24 protein-coding genes are annotated in these 17,565 nt (G+C 65.4%); 10 read left to right on the plus strand and 14 right to left on the minus strand.

All coding sequences use genetic code 11. From position 1 onward, the window contains the following. The 6 genes from G4O04_04435 to G4O04_04460 all read left to right on the plus strand — a co-directional run. Window positions 1-371, plus strand: a 371-nt coding sequence (locus G4O04_04435; protein ID HEY57769.1) for a hypothetical protein, incomplete at its 5' end; no start/stop codon positions are given. Between the two features lie 62 nt (window positions 372-433). After that, window positions 434-1,717 (plus strand): DNA double-strand break repair nuclease NurA, encoded by a 1,284-nt coding sequence (locus G4O04_04440; protein HEY57770.1) that lies wholly within the window; start codon window positions 434-436, stop codon window positions 1,715-1,717. After that, a complete protein-coding gene (locus G4O04_04445) occupies window positions 1,707-2,363 on the plus strand; it encodes a hypothetical protein (GenBank protein HEY57771.1) in 657 nt (218 codons plus the stop codon). Before G4O04_04440 ends, G4O04_04445 begins: the two co-directional genes overlap by 11 nt. Continuing rightward, window positions 2,302-2,661: a DUF4160 domain-containing protein gene (locus G4O04_04450; protein ID HEY57772.1), complete on the plus strand. Its 360-nt coding sequence runs from the start codon at window positions 2,302-2,304 to the stop codon at window positions 2,659-2,661. Before G4O04_04445 ends, G4O04_04450 begins: the two co-directional genes overlap by 62 nt. After that, the gene (locus tag G4O04_04455; protein HEY57773.1) at window positions 2,607-2,900 is read left to right on the plus strand and encodes a DUF2442 domain-containing protein; all 294 of its coding nucleotides are present in this window, start codon (window positions 2,607-2,609) and stop codon (window positions 2,898-2,900) included. Before G4O04_04450 ends, G4O04_04455 begins: the two co-directional genes overlap by 55 nt. 35 nt (window positions 2,901-2,935) lie before the next feature. After that, the gene (locus tag G4O04_04460; protein HEY57774.1) at window positions 2,936-4,657 is read left to right on the plus strand and encodes a DUF87 domain-containing protein; all 1,722 of its coding nucleotides are present in this window, start codon (window positions 2,936-2,938) and stop codon (window positions 4,655-4,657) included. 82 nt (window positions 4,658-4,739) lie between these two features. Here G4O04_04460 and G4O04_04465 read toward each other — a convergent pair whose 3' ends face one another. The 10 genes from G4O04_04465 to G4O04_04510 all read right to left on the minus strand — a co-directional run bounded on the left by G4O04_04465 (window position 4,740) and on the right by G4O04_04510 (window position 8,906). Continuing rightward, complete coding sequence (locus G4O04_04465; GenBank protein HEY57775.1) at window positions 4,740-5,021, minus strand: helix-turn-helix transcriptional regulator; 282 nt, start codon at window positions 5,019-5,021, stop codon at window positions 4,740-4,742. Window positions 5,022-5,093: 72 nt separating this feature from the next. Continuing rightward, window positions 5,094-5,444 (minus strand): type II toxin-antitoxin system RelE/ParE family toxin, encoded by a 351-nt coding sequence (locus G4O04_04470; protein HEY57776.1) that lies wholly within the window; start codon window positions 5,442-5,444, stop codon window positions 5,094-5,096. 100 nt (window positions 5,445-5,544) lie between these two features. Next, window positions 5,545-5,685 carry a hypothetical protein gene (locus tag G4O04_04475; protein ID HEY57777.1) on the minus strand — a complete coding sequence of 47 codons (141 nt, stop codon included), beginning with the start codon at window positions 5,683-5,685 and terminating at the stop codon, window positions 5,545-5,547. 19 nt (window positions 5,686-5,704) lie between these two features. Beyond that, entirely contained in the window at window positions 5,705-6,607 is a 903-nt protein-coding gene (locus G4O04_04480; GenBank protein HEY57778.1) for a hypothetical protein, read from the minus strand. Between the two features lie 45 nt (window positions 6,608-6,652). Then, window positions 6,653-6,904 (minus strand): hypothetical protein, encoded by a 252-nt coding sequence (locus tag G4O04_04485; protein HEY57779.1) that lies wholly within the window; start codon window positions 6,902-6,904, stop codon window positions 6,653-6,655. Between the two features lie 138 nt (window positions 6,905-7,042). Continuing rightward, window positions 7,043-7,198 carry a hypothetical protein gene (locus tag G4O04_04490; GenBank protein ID HEY57780.1) on the minus strand — a complete coding sequence of 52 codons (156 nt, stop codon included), beginning with the start codon at window positions 7,196-7,198 and terminating at the stop codon, window positions 7,043-7,045. A 319-nt stretch (window positions 7,199-7,517) separates the two neighbouring features. Next, on the minus strand, window positions 7,518-8,129 hold the full coding sequence (locus G4O04_04495; protein HEY57781.1) for a hypothetical protein: 612 nt from the start codon (window positions 8,127-8,129) through the stop codon (window positions 7,518-7,520). Continuing rightward, a complete protein-coding gene (locus tag G4O04_04500; protein ID HEY57782.1) occupies window positions 8,069-8,302 on the minus strand; it encodes a hypothetical protein in 234 nt (77 codons plus the stop codon). The genes G4O04_04495 and G4O04_04500 overlap by 61 nt, the downstream gene beginning before the upstream one ends. 36 nt (window positions 8,303-8,338) lie before the next feature. After that, window positions 8,339-8,602, minus strand: coding sequence for a hypothetical protein (locus tag G4O04_04505; protein ID HEY57783.1), 264 nt, complete (start codon window positions 8,600-8,602; stop codon window positions 8,339-8,341). Window positions 8,603-8,663: 61 nt separating this feature from the next. After that, window positions 8,664-8,906, minus strand: coding sequence for a hypothetical protein (locus G4O04_04510; GenBank protein ID HEY57784.1), 243 nt, complete (start codon window positions 8,904-8,906; stop codon window positions 8,664-8,666). 46 nt (window positions 8,907-8,952) lie between these two features. Between G4O04_04510 and G4O04_04515 the strand changes: the two genes are divergently transcribed. After that, entirely contained in the window at window positions 8,953-9,147 is a 195-nt protein-coding gene (locus tag G4O04_04515) for a hypothetical protein (protein ID HEY57785.1), read from the plus strand. A gap of 597 nt (window positions 9,148-9,744) precedes the next feature. Here the strand turns inward: G4O04_04515 and polA are convergent. The 3 genes from polA to G4O04_04530 all read right to left on the minus strand — a co-directional run bounded on the left by polA (window position 9,745) and on the right by G4O04_04530 (window position 15,566). Next, window positions 9,745-12,558: a DNA polymerase I gene (gene polA / locus G4O04_04520; GenBank protein HEY57786.1), complete on the minus strand. Its 2,814-nt coding sequence runs from the start codon at window positions 12,556-12,558 to the stop codon at window positions 9,745-9,747. Window positions 12,559-12,561: 3 nt separating this feature from the next. Continuing rightward, the gene (locus G4O04_04525) at window positions 12,562-14,388 is read right to left on the minus strand and encodes a hypothetical protein (GenBank protein ID HEY57787.1); all 1,827 of its coding nucleotides are present in this window, start codon (window positions 14,386-14,388) and stop codon (window positions 12,562-12,564) included. 65 nt (window positions 14,389-14,453) lie between these two features. Further along, the gene (locus G4O04_04530; GenBank protein HEY57788.1) at window positions 14,454-15,566 is read right to left on the minus strand and encodes an NYN domain-containing protein; all 1,113 of its coding nucleotides are present in this window, start codon (window positions 15,564-15,566) and stop codon (window positions 14,454-14,456) included. A 96-nt stretch (window positions 15,567-15,662) separates the two neighbouring features. Between G4O04_04530 and G4O04_04535 the strand changes: the two genes are divergently transcribed. After that, window positions 15,663-16,157, plus strand: a complete 495-nt coding sequence (locus G4O04_04535) for a metallophosphoesterase family protein (GenBank protein HEY57789.1) — start codon at window positions 15,663-15,665, stop codon at window positions 16,155-16,157. Window positions 16,158-16,245: 88 nt separating this feature from the next. Continuing rightward, window positions 16,246-16,419 carry a hypothetical protein gene (locus G4O04_04540; protein ID HEY57790.1) on the plus strand — a complete coding sequence of 58 codons (174 nt, stop codon included), beginning with the start codon at window positions 16,246-16,248 and terminating at the stop codon, window positions 16,417-16,419. Window positions 16,420-16,792: 373 nt separating this feature from the next. On the opposite strand, the gene G4O04_04545 is transcribed toward G4O04_04540, so the two are convergent. After that, entirely contained in the window at window positions 16,793-17,083 is a 291-nt protein-coding gene (locus G4O04_04545; protein ID HEY57791.1) for a hypothetical protein, read from the minus strand. Between G4O04_04545 and G4O04_04550 the strand changes: the two genes are divergently transcribed. Continuing rightward, on the plus strand, window positions 17,082-17,447 hold the full coding sequence (locus G4O04_04550) for a M23 family metallopeptidase (GenBank protein ID HEY57792.1): 366 nt from the start codon (window positions 17,082-17,084) through the stop codon (window positions 17,445-17,447). The genes G4O04_04545 and G4O04_04550 overlap by 2 nt on opposite strands. Window positions 17,448-17,565 lie beyond the last annotated feature (118 nt).

Consider the following 17,565-nt stretch of genomic DNA (forward strand, 5'->3'; position numbering starts at 1 on the left):
CCACTCCGCTGCCCACCCGTACGCCCGTGCCCACCCCCACCCCAGGGGCGCCTTTCCTCCTGGTGGACCAGCAACCGCTCTGCGACCCCAACTTGGGGATGCTGCTCCAATTCTGGCTGGAAGACCGCAGCGGCAACCCCGTACCGGGAGCCGAAATCGTGGTCACCTGGGACGCCGGCGAGGAGCACATCTTCACCGGCCTCAAACCCGACATCGGGCCGGGGTACGCCGACTTCCGCATGGAAGAGGGGCAAACCTACCATGTACGCCCGCTGCCCGGCGGCGAGCCGGTCACCGTGCAACCCTGGGAATGCCAAGTCAAAGGCCAGCGCTTCTGGGGCGGATGGAGGCTGACCTTCCGCCGTCCCTGATGTTCCTGCCCAGCCAGTTGTGATATAATCCGAACACAAGTTTCCCCCCTCCGAGGCGCTTTATGCCCGTGGATTTCGCCACCCTCAAAGCCCAGGTTTCCCAGAAGGCCGCCGACTACAAGAACCGGGTCGAGCGCATCCAGACCCTGCTGGAACGCGCGCGCCACACCCTGCGCCATGCTCACCTATCTCTCGCCGACATCAGGAGCCGTGTCGAAACTGCCGTCAAGCAGAACAAAGGCTGGCGAGGGGCCATGCCCACCAAGGAGCCGCTGGGCAAAGGGTTCCCTCCCCCAGAGGTGTCCCTGGAGGGGGTGGTCGTGCTGGCCGCCGACGGCTCTCAGATCAACCCCGACCCCCACGGCGAGGTGTACTTCGGCCTGGTCAACCTGGGCCTGGTGGCCATGGACCGTGGGCAGACCCCCATCACCCTGGTACGCTCCCACCTGCTGCTCAGCGAACTCCACGAGCGCGAAGGTTTCGAGGCCTCGGTGCTCCTGCGACGCGACCTCTACGAACGCCTGGGCCTGGCCTGGGCCGCCGCCTTGATCCACGGGAATCAAGACACCCTCCACGCCCTGGAATCCACCTTCCATAACCTGGGCTGGGCCCCCCAGGGGGTTCAGCCCGCCGAAGTGGAACGGCTCAAAGCCTTCCATCCTCACCCCACCCGTGTGGTGGCCCTCACCGACGGTCCTCTGGAACTCTGGGGCCCGCGCCGCGAGGAGGGCTACGGTGATTTCCAGAAAAGCCTGGCACACTACAAGCAGGCCCTGAAACACCTGCAGGATCTCGGCGTGGCCCCTGTGGGTTATGTGGACAACCCCCGCGCCGATCTGGTGGTGCGGATGCTGGAACTCGTTGCAGAAGACGGCGCCCCACCCTCGGATGCTCACCACCCCTGGGCCGGGGTGCGGGATCAGGACCTCTGGGTGGAATGGCTCCCCCCCGGACACCGCACTGCCCTGTTCCAAATCCGGGCCCAATACCTCGAAGAGTACGAGGAAGCCCTTCGCCCCCACTTTTTCTACCTCAATGTGGGCCTGGCGCAAAACAAACCCATCCTGGCCCGCGTGGAACTGCCCGCCTGGGTGGCCCAACAACCAGAAGCCGTTGACCTGGTCCACGCCGTGCTGCTCTGGCAGGGCAGCATCGTCCCCGGTCGGCTGTACCCCTACATCCTGCACCGCGCCCACGAGACCGCCGTCGTCACCCACGAGGACCGGCGCCAGGTGACCTGGATGGTCCAACACGCCCTGCTGACCAAGGGATTGACCGCCGACCGGCGCTCCCACAAACAGCGTGCCAAAGACGACTCCGCCAAGAGGAACCACTATGAACGGTAACGAACGACTCATCGGGCGCCTGCTGCGCGCCGGCACCACAGGCTTTGTCGCCGGTTGTCGCGTCAGCCGCCTGGAAGCCCTGGCCTTCGGCGCCCTGGTGCGGGTGGAACTGGACGCCGACCAGGCGGTGTACGGGCTGATCTACGACATCCGCATCGACGACGACGGCCTCGTACGCCAACTGGCCCTGGCCGACGCTGTGGCCGAGAACATCATCCACGACAACCGCACCAACCGCAATGTGCCCGTGGAAATCAGCGTGCTGGCCACCGGCTGCCGGCAGGGGGAGAGCATCTCTCATCTGCTGCCGCCGCGACCGCCCCTGAGCCTGGACGACCTGACCATCTGCGACGATGAGGAAATCGTGCGTTTCACCGGCACGCCGCACCTGGGCTACTTCCGCCATGTGTTGCGGGCCCAGGACCTGCCGGTCGGGGATTTGCTGGCCGCTCACATTCGCCAGGCCCAGGCGGCCCACGAGCGGCTGGCCGACCGCGGCGGCGATCCCCAGTGGAGCCGCAAGGCCGTGGCCCACATCATCACCCTGTTGCGCGACGACTACGACCGCCTCATCCAGGTACTCGATGCCCTGGGCGACGCCCTGCCAGGCGAGTGGGAAACGCCCAAGCAGGCGATCGCTGACTAATTTCCAGAGAAATCTCTCCACCCTCTCCCGCCGAGGAGAGCGTTGCCAGAACTCGCCTGTTTCTTTGGCATCATCATCCGCATGTGCGCAGAGCCGGGGCCCGCATCACCGCCCCCACTTTCATGTGTATTATCAGAACCATACAGCAGTCTACAGCATCGACCCTATCGAGCCCATTGGCGGAGCCTTGCCCCGTCGCCAGCAACGCCGGGTTGAAGCCTGGGCTGAACTCCATCAAGGGGAATTGCTGGAGAATTGGGAACGCTCACCTTGCGGATCGTGTTCGACGACGAGGTAGAACGGGTCATTGACTTTCGGGAAATCTTGGTCGGACCACTCTATGGGGCGCTAAAGGATGAAAGCGTGTTTCAACAAGTCACGATTGATCCGGAAACCCACACCCTGGTATGGCCGAATGGCGCCGATTTTGACCCCGAAACCTTGCACGAGAGGCCGAAGTATGCGGAAGCGATGAAGCAGATGGCCGCGCAATGGCAAGCAAAGGAAAAGGTAAGCGGAACCAACGACTTAGCCTAAATCTACATCTGGTGCTCCTTTGGCAGGAGGCTTGAATGACCCACCCCCAACGCGAACTCATTGGCTATGTGGTCGGCGGCACGCTGAAAAGCGGGCTGCGCGTGCGGCTCACCGTGCCGCCTCAGCAGGTGCATGAAGGCGCTTTCGTGGTCACCGAGAGCGGCGGCTACCTGTTCTACGGCCTGGTCACCGACATCCGCCTGGGCGCCACGGATCAGCGCTTCGCCGACGAACGGTTAGGCCAGCGCATCCCCGGCCACCTGGCCGCCCTGCTGCAGGGCCAGACCCTGTACGCCGACCTGGAAATCCTGCTGGCCCTGATGCAGGAAAGCCCCCCCGACAATCCCGCGGCTTACCAGCGCTGGCAGGAGGAAATCGACCTCGGCCTGCGGGAGCGGCCTCGCCCCCGCCCCCCCAAGACCGTGCCCTCCCATCAGGCCGAGGTGTATCTGGCTTCGCCGGGCGACATTGAGGAAATCTTCGGTAAGGACGACGACGAGCACTTCCAGATCGGCACCACCCGCGAGCAGGAACACCCGGTACGCATCAACCTGAAAAAATTCGTCCAGCGCTCGGCGGGCATCTTCGGCGCCACGGGCACGGGCAAGTCCTTCCTGGCCCGCATCCTGCTGGCCGGGCTTATCAAGCACAACAAAGCCTCGGTGCTGGTCTTCGACATGCACAACGAGTATGGCTTCGACGATGTGGCCTCGGATACCGGCAAGCGGGTCATCGGCCTGAAGAGCAAGTTCCCGGCCCGTGTGCGGGTGGTCGCCCTGGGCGCAGGCAGCACCATCCGGGGGCAGACTCCCGACTTTCATCTGGAAATCGACGCCCACGATATCGAGCCCGCGGATATCCTGCTCCTGACCCGTGAACTGAACCTCAAGGAGACCACCCCCACCACCTTGGACGCCCTGGTGCAGTCCTTTGGCCGCGATTGGTTCATCCGCTTCCGCGAGATGCGCTTAGGGGCCAAAGAAGAGATTGTGGACGAGACCACCGGCAAGGTGAAGCGGGTGCCAGCCCCCGACAGCGTCGAAGCCTGGGCCAACGAAGTGGGCACCAACGTCATGGCTGCCGAAGGGTTGCACAACAAACTACGCCGCCTGTTCGACAAACCTTACATCGTGGACCACCCCGCCAGCGACACGGTCTCCCAAATCATCGACGCCCTGACCTCCGGGCAGCATGTTTTCCTCTCCTTCGGCAGGTACGAAAGCGACCTGGACTACCTGCTGGTGACCAACCTGCTCACCCGCCGCATCCGCCAGGAGTGGGAGAAACGCACCAACGCCTACCGCACCCAAGGTGACCAGGAGCCGCGCCCCCTGGTCATCGTGGTCGAGGAGGCCCATAAACTGCTCAACCGCGAGATGGCCTCGCAGACCATCTTCAGCACCATCGCCCGCGAGATGCGCAAGTACTATGTGACCCTGCTCATCATTGACCAGCGCCCTTCGCAAATTTACGACGAGGTCATGTCCCAGTTAGGCACGCGCATCTCGGGCTGGCTGGGCGACGACGACGACATCCGTGCCGTGCTCTCGGGCCTGGCCGGCCGCGAGCAACTGCGGGGGATGCTCAGCCGCCTGCAGCCCAAGGAGGAAGTGCTGCTGCTGGGCTGGGGCGTCCCCATGCCTTTGCCGGTGCGCACCGTGCGCTATAACGACGAATTCTGGCGCAACCTGCTGGGCGAAGCAGGACAAACGCCCAACACCGCTCAGGCCATGCGCAATTTGGGATTTGCCGACTGAGGGCAACAAAAAGGGGCCTGAGAAGCAAAACGCCGCTCAGGCCCCTTTACCTTCGGGATGAAGAAGGTCAAACCACCCTTCTTCATTTCTCCAGCCGCACTTCCAGACGAGCGCCCAGCACCCGGGCTACTTTCTGCAAGGTCGCCAGCGATGGCCGATGGGTGCCGCTCTCCAGGCGGGCGATCACGGATTGGGTTGTACCCAACGCCTCGGCCAGTTGCGCCTGGGACCATCCCTTTTCCTGTCGTAGTTGGGTTACGGCCCGGGCGATCTGTCGCTCCAACCGCCGGGTCTCTTCCTCGTACAAACGCTGCAACTCGGGGTCATCGGCCAGCAAGCCATCACGGAATGCGCGGTAATCCATCTTCCACTCCTCATGTTCCAGCGCTCAACGGCAAAAAAACAACCTAGTCATGACCGGCGCACCTTGCTCTTGCTAATTACGGGAAAGGTATTCCCGCATCCGCCGCAAGGCCAACTCTAAGTCGCGCTGCGGCGTCTTACGCGATTGCTTGCAAAATGCGTGCACTACGACAATTTTCCGCTCCGAGGCACGGAAGAAAAGGAACCGATAGGGGCACCGTGAGCCTCGAAAGCGCAGCTCCCACAACCTGCCTCGCAGCGGACGCAACTTGTTCCCCCTGGGAAAGGGGCCAAAGGCTTGTAACTCGTCCAACTCAGCCAAAATCAGAGCCTGGTCGGACTTGCTTTGGGCAGTGATAAATTCCGCCACCGGGCATCGCCCGCTGGGCAACTCGTAAAACACTACCTGCCAAGCCTGTGTCAATCAGGCCTCCTTTCTTGATGAAAAGACAAACCCATTTGTCAAGGTGCGCCGGTCGCTTTCGATTATAGCAGTATGTGCTATTTTGTCAAGCCATGCGCCACTACTTACCAGACCCACCTCCATGCACACCCAGATTTCTGGAGCAGCGCCACCCGCCCGGTCGCACGCGCAACGGCCCCTGGACGAACGAGCCCACATCCTTGCGCAACAACTGTTCCTCGGCATCCAGCATCAGACTCATTTTGCGTTCCTTTCTATGGTTAATTGAGCGCAAACGAAGGGCTGCCCACCATCCAGCCGGCGCCCAGACCTGCCTGTTCGCCGGTCAGGATGGTGGTGAAGGAAGCATGGGCCAAAGGGCGCGTCAGACGGATCACCGTGGGGATGTTCGGCCCGGAGGCGTAGTGCGCGTAAGTCCAGTACTGCCCGCTGACAGGGTCGAAATACCCGGCGGGGACGCCACCGCTGGCCGAGGCGAGCAAACCGCCGGGCAGCGCGTCCACCAGGGTGTAGGTGCCACGCAGGTCGGGCGAGGTCCAGACCGAGATGGAGAGGCCGTGGGAAAGGTAGAGCACATACTGCCGGCCATCGAAGAAGATGTCCGGATCCGAGACCGAGCGACAGGCCGTCGCGCCGCCCACTTCCACCGTGAGCCCGGCGTCGGCGTCCAGCGTGAAGCGGCTGCCGTCGCTGCCGGGGACCTCCGTGGCGACGCCAATTTGCCGTTGGCAACGGCTTTCTTCAGGGGCGCACACCGCTGGATCGCCCCCCATTTGGCCGTGCAGGAAGAACAGCACCAGCCGCCCCTGGTCATCCAGGATGAGGGAAAGGGCCACGAACCCTCCGGAGACGCCCTCGATGGGCACCGGCCGGGTGGCCTCCAGCACCCCGGTGTCCAGGTGGTAGCGGGTCAACATACCAGGGGTGTAGATGTGGAGCGTCTGGCCGCGGCGAATCAGGTCGGGCACCGAACCCTGGAAAGGCCGCCAGCCAGGGACGACCTGCCAGTGCGCCCCATCATCGCTTTGGGCCAGGTAAATGATGGTCAGCGGGGTCGCACAGGATGAGATTGTGGTGTCGCAGGCCAGGAAAGCTATCAGGTAGGGCGCGGTGAGATGGAGGTCGAGGGCCACCTCCTGGGGGTTGCCCTGGGGAGGGGCCATGGTGTCGACCGGGCCTCCGCAGGGGGCTGGTTGCCCTGCCCGCCCTCAGGAGGCGTGCCCCCCGCCGGGGCCGTTTTCCGGGCCGCCGGGCGGCATCACGCCGCAAGCGCTCAACGCCGGTTCTTCCTCCTGCGTGGGCGGGCGCTGAAAGGTGGTGATGGCGGCAAAGGCTGCGTCACCCCAGGCCTCTCGCAGGCAGGCCTGCTGTTCGGCGGTCAGGTCCGTAAAGGGGTTGAAGGCCGGGGTGCCCTCGCCTGATTCGGGGGAGGGGGGCGGCGCCCCATTCCCGGCGGCCATTTCCAGGTAAGCGAAGAGGTAGCCGCCGTCTGGGGAAGCGGTAACGGAAAGGCTGCCGCCGCTGCCCGGCCCGCGGCGGCCGAGGCGCTCCGTCCAGGTCTGACCGCCGTCGGTGGAGAGGAAGAAGGTTTGCGCCAGCTACAGGCCCACGCTGTCGTCGGGGAAGGCGATCAGTTCGGAGATCCCCGGCGCGGCCACGGGCTGACCGATAGGGGTGAAGGTGCGCCCATCCAGACTGGTGGTCAGGTAAACCCGATGGGCGTAAATGGGCGAGTCGCCGGATCCCTCCCCCATGCCGGTGGGGCACTCCCTCGTAGCGGTGGGCGACGGTGCGGCCTGGGGGACGGTCGTAGGCGAAGGCTGGGCGGGCAAAGGTGTAAGCTGCGCCGGACCAGCCGGTGACGGCCCGGGCGGCTGTTGTGCGCCCGGACGGGAGGGACGGAGGGGCCGCGCACAGGCGGCAAGGAGCAGCACAAAGACGAAAAAGCCAAGGGGGAGGAGTCGCTTCATCGGTCAACACCTGGGGTAAGACGGCGTGGAGGGTATACGCCAGACACGGATAAGAGGAAGGAACCAGGGTCAGGTCATTCTCCGGACGCAGCGGAAGACCACGCTATCGCCCCGCCGCAGCGGCCAGGTCCACCACATTCGCCGAAGTGACCACCTGCAGATGCCCGGCCGCCCAGACCACCATGGCCTCGTAGGTCTGCCAGATGGCCTCCTGCTCCTGCGCCGGGCGCAGGGTGGACGGATCGGGCGCGCTCAAGTCGAAAGGCGGGGCGAGGGGCGTGGTCTTGTTCCCGTGGGCGTCGATCTGGTAGTAGTACGAATCCCAGGCCACTGAGCCCCGGCGGTAGAAGTTGTTCTCGTGAATGTGGGCCAAAATGAAAGGCGGGCACAGGTAGCCCTGGGCCTGCCAGTCGGCCAGTTGAGCCTGCCACAGGTGAACCTGGGCGTATTCGGCAGTCTGTGGCCCCATGACCAGATTCCACCAGAAGTTCTGGCTGCTATTTACCAGAGTGACCCGCGTGATGCTGCAATCCACCGGGCGGGCCAGCAAGCCGTCCACATAGATGAAGGGCTGGGCAATGTCCGCGCCCGACTCGTGGGAGAGCACCACCATACGCGCCCCCAGGTCGGCATACACCGGGCGGGCCACGGCCATCAGGGTCGGGCCGGCCCTGGCCGCCACGGCCACGGGTGGGCTGCCCAGCAGTTGCGCCACATAGGCGTAGCCGCCTGCCGGGTGCGGTCCAGGCCGCCGGTAGCCAGGTCCAGGCGGTAGGTTTCATAGTCCAGGATGGTCTGACACAGCGCGTCGCCCTGGAGGCCTTCCAGAAACACGGAAAAGCCCTCGGTCAGCGGATGCGGGGCGCGCACATGGTAACTCACCGTCATGCCGCTCTCGCGCAGCCGCTGGAGCACCTCGGGGTACTACGCGGCGTAGGCGCGGGCCACCGGTGCGGTGAGGTAGAAACCCCCGCGCACGCCGTAGCGCTGAAAGAGGTCGATCAGGCGCAACAGGGTGGCCGCGTTCTGCTCCACATGCACCCAGCCGTGCACATTGACCACGAAGGTCAGGTAGCCCTCGGGGGCGGCGGTGGGTGGGGTCGGGGTAGGTTGGGCCACGGCCTGGGTAGGGGCTGGGACGGCAACCTGACCCTGTGCCTCCTCCCAGGCGATGTAAGCGTCGGCCATCTGAGAATAGGTGGCTCACTGCACCCGGCCCTCGGACAGGAAAATCACCGGCCTGTTGGGGTCATGGGTCGCAAAAGCGCGCACGCCCTCGCCGTTGGGGCTGCCAGAAGGCCGCCAGGGGTGCACCCCCACCAGGGAAAAGTCGGTGGTCTGCGTGCGGGGGGTTCTTCCAATCCGAGTTCATTTCCAACCCGGCGCAGGTGGCGGCCTCCAGCAGATGGGGGTACAGGTTGCCGCCGCTCCAGTAGCGGATGCGCTCCACCCCACTGGCCTGACGGATGTAGCCGATTTCCCTCTGCATCACGGCGCACCATCGTTCCAGGCAGCAGGGTGTTGACATCCGGGCCCAGGTGAGCGTCTTCGTGGAAGTGCAGGGCAATCTCGTGGCCGCGGGCCGCCAGGTCGGCCAGAACTATGTTTCCCAGGGCGATGGCCTACGTGGTGAAAGGCGATTGAGCCTGCACGGTGAGCATACCACCGTGAGCCTCCACAATTTGCGCCAAGGCATCCAGGCGTGGCGCTGGAAGGCCTTGGGGTTGGCGTAATCCATCTTGCCGCTGCGGTAGCCCTAGGCCGTCTCGCCCATGGGCTCGATATGGACGCCGATGCCGAAGAGCAGCGCGGCCGGCCCGCTGGGCATAGGGGTGGGCGCCGGGGTCGGCGAGGGCACAGGTGCCGGGCGCGTCGGCCGGGCCAGGGGTGAGGCGAGCGGCCCCGCGCCTCCGGCAGGGAACACCGCAGAACAGGGAGGGCGGGGTGCCGGAGCGCCTCCGGCCGCGGGAAGGTTACAGCCAACCAGGGCCAGGAGCAGCAACCAAACCGGAAAAGCGCGTCGCCAAGCCCTGCTCACCTCCAACAAGGATTCAGGCTACCGCTGCAAGAGCCTATGCGAAGGGAAGAGGGCGAACCACCGCCGTCTGCCCCCCTTCCGAGGCACTTTCAGGATAGCCAAAGACGATCACAAGGAGTGTCAGGTGGATGTGAACAGGTTGTAAAATCGGCCGTCCGGGTCAACAAGGTTGCCATCCGGACGGCCAGGACGATGGAGGGCGTGCCTCAAATTCAGCCAGGACCGCCTAACCGTGGGATCCTCTTTTCGTCTGCCAGAGCGTATCCTCTCCGACGCCCCTCCGTCACCTTGCTCACCCCACCGGCTCCATTTCCCCCCAGTTGGGGCCGACGCGGGCGTCGGTGACCAAGGGCACTCTGAGGCGATAGGCCCCTTCCATGGCCTCCCGCACGGCACGCACCGTCTCGTTCAGCGCGTGGCGGCGCACTTCCAGCACGACTTCATCGTGAACCTGGATCAGCATTCTGGCAGGCAAACGGCGCTCCTGGAGCAAAGCGTGCACCTGCAACATGGCCACCTTCATGATGTCCGCCGCACTGCCCTGGATGGGGGCGTTGATGGCTTCGCGCTCCTCCCGTTGGCGCACCTGGCGGTTGGTGTGGGGGTTCTGCAGCGCTGGGAAGTAGCGCCGGCGGCCCAACAGAGTTTCCACATAGCCTAATTCGGTGGCCTTGCGCCGCGTTTCCTCGATGTATCGCTTGACCCCCGGGAACTGACGGAAGTAGGCCTCCACAAAGTCCTCGGCCTCGGCCAGGGTGAGGTCGGTGGAGCGGGTCAGGCCGTAGGGGCTCATGCCGTAAATCAGGCCGAAGTTCACCGCCTTGGCGTGACGGCGCATCTCTTTGGTCACTGCCTCCAGGGGCACGCCGTAGATGGCGGCGGCGGTGGCCGCGTGGATATCCAGCCCGGCCTGAAACGCGGCGATCATGTTCTCATCGTTGGCGATGTGGGCTACAATGCGCAGTTCGACCTGGGAGTAGTCCACCGAAAGCAGCAGATGGTCCGGCGGGGCGATGAAGGCCTTGCGCACCTCGCGGCCGATGGGCGTGCGAATGGGGATGTTCTGCAAGTTGGGGTCCGAGGAAGCAATACGCCCGGTGACCGTGCCCGTCTGGTTGAAGGAGGTGTGCACTCGCCCGGTTTCGGGGTGAATTTGCTGGGGCAGGGCGTCCACATAGGTGGACTTGAGTTTGGCCAGTTCGCGGTGCTCCAGAATCCAGGCCGCGGCGGGGTGGGCGTCGCGCAGGGCCTCCAGTACGCTGGCCGAGGTGGAATAGTAGCCGCTCTTGGTCTTGCGGGTGCGGTCAGGGGGCTTGAGGCCCAGGTCTTCAAAGAGGGCTTTGGAAAGTTGCTGCGTCGAGTTGAGGTTAAAGCGCCGTCCTACCGCCTGGAAAATCCGCTCCTCCAGTGCGTGCATCCGTTGGGCCAGTTGGGCCGACATGTGCTGGAGGAAGGCGGTATCCAGCAGCACCCCGGCCATCTCCATCTCGGCCAGCACCCACACCAAGGGCATCTCCACCTCGTGGAAGAGGCGCAGGGCCGCCCGTTCCCGCAGGTCGGCTTCCAGCAAGGGGATGAGGCGCTGCACCATGACCACATCGGCGGCCGCGTAGGGGGCCACCTTGCTCACCGGCACCTCGGCCATGCTGATCTGCTTGCGGCCCTTGCCGATAAGGTCGGCGATTTCGGTCATCTCCACGCCTAGGCGCACCCAGGCCAGGTTCTTCAGCCCCAGGTTGCGCGAAGCCGGGTCGCGCAGCCACTCGGCGATCATGGTATCGAAGGCCAGCGGTGCCACCCGCAGGCCGTGGCGGGCCAGCACCACGATGTCGTACTTCAAATTGTGCCCCACCTTGGGCAGGTCGGGGTCCTCCAGCGCCGGGCGCAGGGCCTCGCGCACCTGCTCCCAGGGCAGTTGCGGCTCGCCGGTGCGATGGGCCACAGGGATGTAGTAGCCCTCCCGGTCGTCCAGGGCCAGCGACAGGCCCACCAACTCAGCCCGCATCTGATCCGTGGAGGTGGTCTCGGTGTCCACGGCCAGACGCTGCGCCTGCGACAAACGCCGCACCAGAGCTTGCAGGGCCTCCGGGGTCTGGACAATGTGGGTGGTGAACCCTAACCCGGAGACGGTGACCTCCTCTGGGGTTTCCTGGGGAGCGGTCACCTGCAACAGGGGGAGTTGCGTCGCCTGGGGCGCGACCCCCAGCCCCAACGTCCGGCGCAGTTCGGCAAAGCGCTTCATCAGGGAACGGAATTCCAGTGCCCGGAACAGGGTTTCCACCCGGGCGGGGTCAAACCGGTCAGGGCGGGCCTGTTCCAGGTCCAGCCGCACGGGCAAATCGGTGACGATGCGGGCCAGTTCCCGGCTGAGGTAGGCGTCCTCGCGGCCCGCCCCCAGTTTCTTGCGCAGGGAGGGGCTGAGTTCGTCCAGGTGGGCGTAGAGGTTGTCCAGGTCGCCATACTGTTGGAGGAGTTTGGCGGCGGTCTTCTCGCCGATGCCGCGCACACCGGGAATGTTGTCGGATTTGTCGCCGACCAGGGCCTTGAAGTCCACGAACTGTTCGGGCCGCACGCCGTATTTTCGGAACACCCGCTCGGGGGTGTAGTCCTGGGCGTCGGAAAGTTGGCGCCCAGGCAGGGAGACGATGACCCGCTCGCTGACCAGTTGGAGCAGGTCGCGGTCACCGGTGACGATTTTCACCCCCAGGCCGGTATCGTCCGCGGCCCAACGGGCCAGGCTGCCCAGCACATCGTCCGCCTCGTATCCTTCAACCTCCACGCGGGGGATGTTGAAAGCGTCCACCAGTTGGCGGATGCGTTCGATTTGCGGCACCAGGTCGTCGGGCATCTTGGCCCGCGTGGCCTTGTACTCGGGAAAGAGGTCGTCACGGAAGGTCCGACCCGTATCAAAGGAAATGGCCAAATAGTCGGGCCGCTCGTGTTCCAGCAGGCGCAGCAGAATGCTGGCAAAGCCGTACACGGCAGCGGTCGGCTCACCGGAGGAAGTCATCCACCGGCGGGCCATGTCCTCCGAGCCGCCGGTGAGCGCAAAGTAAGCGCGATAGGCCAGGGCATGGCCGTCGAGGAGATAGACGGTTGGCGGCATAGGCTACTTTTCCACTCCCTGCCGTTGGCGCACTTCCCAGAGGAACTCCAAAATGACGGTCTGAGGCAAAGGATGGGCTTGTCCGATGACCAGATACCCCGGCGCCCAAAAGTCGCCAGAGGGGTTGTCGTGGGCCAGGTAAGGGAAGGCGCTGAAGATGCGATGGGAGGTGTGCTCGCGAATCACCCGCACGGCATAGGCCGGGGAGGTGTTGGGCAGCACCTGGACCACCCAGTGCAAATAATTGGGCCGCACGGCCAGATGCACCAGACGCCAGCCAAAGGCCACCGCAATGCGCTGCACCCACCGGTTGAGGTTGCGGGCCAACTCACCGGTGATGTGGTGATGCGGCATGCGGGGCACCAGCACGCAGGCATAGTGCAGGTCGGCGCGGGTCATAGTGGCCGGAGGAGGCAACGCCGGCGCCAGGGAGGAAGGCTCAACCGCCGAAGTGCCCGAACCGGCCAGCTCTGTTGCGCCCACGGGGCGCGTGGGGGCCTCGGAAGGGCTCGGCCCAGGGGCTTCGTCGAGGCTCAGCCCAGGAGAGGCACCCTCGTCTGCGGGGGCTTCCTCCTCCACCCAAACGGCCACGGTGGGCGCTTCGGAAAGGTCCTCTTGCGGCTCCGCGCCTGCAGCGGGTGACGGGGGGCTCGCCTCCTGCCGGATGGAAGCCGCGGGCAAGGCCTCTCCATCCTCCCCGGCGGGAGGAGGCAGCCCTGGCTCCTCCTCCGTCGCCGACGCAGAAAGCGGACCAGGCTCCTGGGACGGCGAGGCCAGCACATCGCCCTTCTGGGCGGCTTGCACATCCGGAGCCTCCGCAGCCCTGGCCTCGGTCTCCTCGGCCTGCAGCAGGGCATCGAGGATGGCGCGATGTTCGGGCGACAGCGCCGCCTCTGGGGCCCAATCCTCAGGAATGGGCGGAGGCACATCTTTAAAGAGAGGCTTGAAGGCCTCGGGGGGCAGGGCATCCTCCCCCGACTCCGGTTCGTCGGGCGGCAGCCCCTGCCGGACCTCTTCCACATCGACCGGGGCCGAGGGCGCGGGGGAGGCTTCAGACTCCCCGGCCTCCGGGGATGCACCGGGGATCTCACTCAGCGCCTGAGCCAAACGGGCCGCCTGTTCACGGATACGGGTGAAGGGGGTTCGACTCTCAAACAGCAAGGCCAGAGCCACATCCGGCATCACCTGGGTGACATACACCATGAACTCTCCCTGGACGGCGCTCAAGGTCATGTAACGGGCAAAGTCGGCCTGCCCCCCGGCCTCCCAGTAGTAGGCCACCGTTTGGGCCAACTCGTTGGCGGCCAGACGGGGCAGTTGCCCGGCGTAGGCATACAGCCTCCCATCACGGGTCACCATCGCCGAGGCCACGGCCAGGGATTCCAGGGTCAAACGCGCCAGATGTTGCGCCGCCTGATCGGCATTGGCCAGCCATCCCGGTAGCGTCTCCGGCCTCTCGGGGGCCGCTTCCACCTCTTGGGCCAGGCGGTCCACCTGCTCAAGCAAATCCGGCAGATAAAAAGGCTTGTCCAGCAACGCGGCCGCGCCCAGGTCACGGGCCTCATCGGGAGCGAAACCCTCTGGCGGGATGAACACCACCCTGGCCCGAGGGGCCTGAGCCTGCAACGCCTGCAGGGTTTCCCCCGCCCTTGGGGGATCCACATCTCCATCCAACAGGATGATTTGCGGGTGGTGCTGCGCCAGGGCCTCAGGCACCGCCTGGGGCCGACGCACCACGACCACGCGGTAGCGTCCTGTCTCCTCCAAGGTCTGGCGAATCAACTCCCCAAAACCTTCGGCCGCCGCGATGACCAGGACTGTGGTTTTCATGGTAATTCAAGTGTATCACGGGGCGGAGTTCAGGACAAGCGGGGAGATGGTTTAGCGCCTGAGGGTCACGGGCTCTTCCCCTTGGGTTGAGGCGGGGCCGACGGCACCTCGGGCAGGACCTCGCGGCTCAGGGCCTCCACCGTCTCCACCGTGATGCGCGGTTGCCGCATCCACCCATCACGCAACACACCCAGGGACAGCAACCGCTCCAACAGCGCCTTGGCCGTCCTGCTGCTCACGCCCAGGCGCTGGCGCAACGCCCGCCGCCAGTAGGCGCGGTCGGCGTCGCGGGGCGCGCTTTGGGCGATCTCAACCACCGCAGCCAGCACCTCGGCGGCGCGGCGCACGCCCTCCCGCGTAGGCATCTTCTGCACCGTCCCCAGCACGCGCTCCGTTTGCAACGAAACACAGCGCACGCCGGTCGGCCCTTCCCACAGGTCCACCAGCCCACGGCCCTGCGCCTTGCGGAGCATCTCGGCCGCTTGAGAAGGGCCGTACAAAGCTTCCATCAATCGCACCGGGATGCCCGTGCTCAGCCGCTGCCGCAGATCGCTCAGGGCGGCGCAAAAACGGGCCACCTCGTCCTCCTCGACCGTCTCCTGCGCCTGGGTGGGGGGCGGTTCCGGCTCCGGCTCGCGCTGGGTCACGCGAAAATCGAGCAGGTCGAACTCGGCGCGAATGTTGGCGTCGGTGCTCGGCGCGTTGGGATCCGCCACCAGGAAGACCACCTGAAAGCCCATCTCGCGCAAAGTGCGTCCCAGCGCGGTAAAGGCTTCGTCCCCGCTGCCCAGGATGTAGACATCGGCAGGGCGGGTGGCCACATGCCGCCCCACCTCAAAGGCCAACCGCATGTCGGCAAAGTTGCGAATGACCCACTTCTTTCCCCCGCTGTGCTGCCGCACCCGCCGCACCTGGGGCCCCATGAAACTCTGGGCGTCGATCACGGTCGCGTAGCGGTTCAGCCCACCTTTTTGCGGGTTGTAGTGGGTGAAGTTGGCTACGGCGATGAAATCCTCCCGGGCCAGGGAGCCGTAGTTTTCCTCGATGTAGGCCACCAACTGCCCGAAGTCCATGAAAGGCGATTCCCCATACGGATGGCGGGGATCCCTGCGGCGGGCGCGGGCCTTCAGGGCGTTGTAGAGGTTCTCGAAATCCAGGAACAAAGCCACACGGGGCATGAGGCACTCCTTGGACGCGGCTCCTTCCCCTGGGTCCGGGAGAAGCGGGTCGGGGTATAATCCGTACACGGTATTATAACGGAAGGAGGGGACGCCATGAAACTCGCCATCCTCAGCGACACCCACGACCACATCTGGCGCGTGGACAGCATCCTGCCGCAACTGGCCGAGGTGGACGCCATCCTGCACTGCGGCGACCTGTGTTCGCCGTTCCTGTTGCGCAAACTGGCCGCTGGCGTGCAGGGGAAGCCCATCCATGTGGTATGGGGCAACAACGACGGCGACCGGCAATTGCTCACCGTGGCCGCGGCCGAGGCCGGGAATGTGTACCTGCACGGCGACTTCGCCGACCTCACCTTGGGCGGCGTGCGCATCGCCCTAACTCACTACCCTCAGGTGGCGCGGGCTGTGGCCCAAAGCGGGGCTTATGACCTGGTGTGTTACGGTCACGACCACCGCCTGCACCAGGAGACCCTTGGGCGCACCCTATTGCTCAACCCCGGCGAACTCTTCGGCGGTCTGACGGGCCGCAGCACCTACGCCCTCTACCACACCGAAAGCCGCAAGGCCGTGATCCTCGATGTCCCCTAACCGCGTGCAACGAGCCGCGCTGGCCGTGGTAGGGGCGCTGAACCTGGCTGCCATCGCCCAGCGCTACTAGGTCAGCCTGCAAACGCTGATGGCGGTCAACGCCCTTACCGGCCCCAACCTCCTCCGCGTGGGCCAGGTGCTGCGCATCCCGCCCCTTGAGCCGGTCGGCCAGGCCCCGGGCTTCAAAACCCTGCCCGTTTCGGAACTGATGGCCGGTCCGCTGGATGCCGGGTTCACGACCTCCGCCTGGCTCGCCCAATAGGGGGGCTTTCTGAGCCACTATACCGGTGTACGGTCAGCCCCTCACCGGGCGGACACCTCGGCCACCCTCGCGGCCGACTACTCCGTCGGCCCCCGCCTCCTGCTGGCCCTGCTGGATTACCGCGGCAGATGGATCGCCCAAGACGCACCGAACCCGGCCTTCGCCACCTATCCCCTGGGCCGGCGCGACGGGCTCCACCAGGGCCTGTGGGGCCAACTCTCCTGGGCAGCCAACGAACTCAACCGCGGGTACTATCTGTGGCAGGTCAACGCGCTGCCCGTCTTCGTGCTGGCCGACGGCAGCCTGGTGCGCCCCAACCCCACGGTCAACGCCGCCACGGCCGCGGCGCAACGCCTTTTGGGCTGTTGTTCGGTTACGACGCCTGGCAGCAAGCCGTAACCCTCAGGGCTTTGCGGCGACCTACGCCGCGCTTTTCGGCAATCCTTTCGCACGGGCCATCGAACCGCTGGTGCCCCCCGACCTGAGCCAGCCAGTCATGCAACTGCCCTTCGAGCCGGGGGGTACCCTGGTACTTCACCGGCGGCCCCCACAGCGCCTGGGGAGATGGCTCGGCCTGCGCTGCCCTGGAGTTCGCTCCCGGCGACGCGGCGACGGGGTGCACCTCATTGCAGGCCTGGGTGACGGCGGTGGCCGAGGGAGTCATGGTGCGCAGCGAGCGGGGCGTGGTGGTGCTCGACCTAGACGGCGACGGCCACGAGCAAACCGGCTGGGCGGTGCTCTATCTGCACATCGCCGCCCGGGAACGCGTGCCCGTAGGACAACACCTCTACCCTGGGGAACGCATCGGGCACCCCTCCTGCGAAGGCGGCATCGCCACCGGCACCCATGTCCACCTGGCGCGCAAGTTCAACGGCCAGTGGATCGCCGCCGACGGAGCGTTGCCCTTCGTGCTGGACGGCTGGATCTCCCACGGCAGCGGTGCCGCTTACGAAGGCTGGCTGGAAAAGGAAAGGCGGCGGGTGGAAGCCTGTGCGTGTCGCCGGCCGGAAAACACGCTGACGCGGTGAGGGCTTTCTCATCCCGGCCCGCTCTGCTTTTGTCAAGGCTGAGGTTTTTGGTTAAAATACCGCGGATAGCACGAGCACAAAGAAAAAAAGCGCGGCTCTGATTAAACCTTCCGATCCG

The sequence above is a fragment of the Anaerolineae bacterium genome, assembly GCA_011176535.1.
Lineage (GTDB): Bacteria > Chloroflexota > Anaerolineae > Anaerolineales > DRMV01 > DUEP01.

Excerpts from the sequence above, each read along its gene's own strand:
- G4O04_04440 (HEY57770.1), top strand. The coding sequence starts at position 434 with ATGCCCGTGGATTTCGCCACCCTCAAAGCCCAGGTTTCCCAGAAGGCC.
- G4O04_04445 (HEY57771.1), top strand. The coding sequence starts at position 1,707 with ATGAACGGTAACGAACGACTCATCGGGCGCCTGCTGCGCGCCGGCACC.
- G4O04_04450 (HEY57772.1), top strand. The coding sequence starts at position 2,302 with ATGCCCTGGGCGACGCCCTGCCAGGCGAGTGGGAAACGCCCAAGCAGG.
- G4O04_04460 (HEY57774.1), top strand. The coding sequence starts at position 2,936 with ATGACCCACCCCCAACGCGAACTCATTGGCTATGTGGTCGGCGGCACG.
- G4O04_04465 (HEY57775.1), bottom strand. The coding sequence starts at position 5,021 with ATGGATTACCGCGCATTCCGTGATGGCTTGCTGGCCGATGACCCCGAG.
- G4O04_04475 (HEY57777.1), bottom strand. The coding sequence starts at position 5,685 with ATGAGTCTGATGCTGGATGCCGAGGAACAGTTGTTGCGCAAGGATGTG.
- G4O04_04480 (HEY57778.1), bottom strand. The coding sequence starts at position 6,607 with ATGGCCCCTCCCCAGGGCAACCCCCAGGAGGTGGCCCTCGACCTCCAT.
- G4O04_04485 (HEY57779.1), bottom strand. The coding sequence starts at position 6,904 with ATGGCCGCCGGGAATGGGGCGCCGCCCCCCTCCCCCGAATCAGGCGAG.
- G4O04_04490 (HEY57780.1), bottom strand. The coding sequence starts at position 7,198 with ATGGGGGAGGGATCCGGCGACTCGCCCATTTACGCCCATCGGGTTTAC.
- G4O04_04500 (HEY57782.1), bottom strand. The coding sequence starts at position 8,302 with ATGACGGTGAGTTACCATGTGCGCGCCCCGCATCCGCTGACCGAGGGC.
- G4O04_04505 (HEY57783.1), bottom strand. The coding sequence starts at position 8,602 with ATGGCCGACGCTTACATCGCCTGGGAGGAGGCACAGGGTCAGGTTGCC.
- polA (HEY57786.1), bottom strand. The coding sequence starts at position 12,558 with ATGCCGCCAACCGTCTATCTCCTCGACGGCCATGCCCTGGCCTATCGC.
- G4O04_04525 (HEY57787.1), bottom strand. The coding sequence starts at position 14,388 with ATGAAAACCACAGTCCTGGTCATCGCGGCGGCCGAAGGTTTTGGGGAG.
- G4O04_04530 (HEY57788.1), bottom strand. The coding sequence starts at position 15,566 with ATGCCCCGTGTGGCTTTGTTCCTGGATTTCGAGAACCTCTACAACGCC.
- G4O04_04535 (HEY57789.1), top strand. The coding sequence starts at position 15,663 with ATGAAACTCGCCATCCTCAGCGACACCCACGACCACATCTGGCGCGTG.
- G4O04_04540 (HEY57790.1), top strand. The coding sequence starts at position 16,246 with ATGGCGGTCAACGCCCTTACCGGCCCCAACCTCCTCCGCGTGGGCCAG.
- G4O04_04550 (HEY57792.1), top strand. The coding sequence starts at position 17,082 with ATGGTGCGCAGCGAGCGGGGCGTGGTGGTGCTCGACCTAGACGGCGAC.
- G4O04_04545 (HEY57791.1), bottom strand. The coding sequence starts at position 17,083 with ATGACTCCCTCGGCCACCGCCGTCACCCAGGCCTGCAATGAGGTGCAC.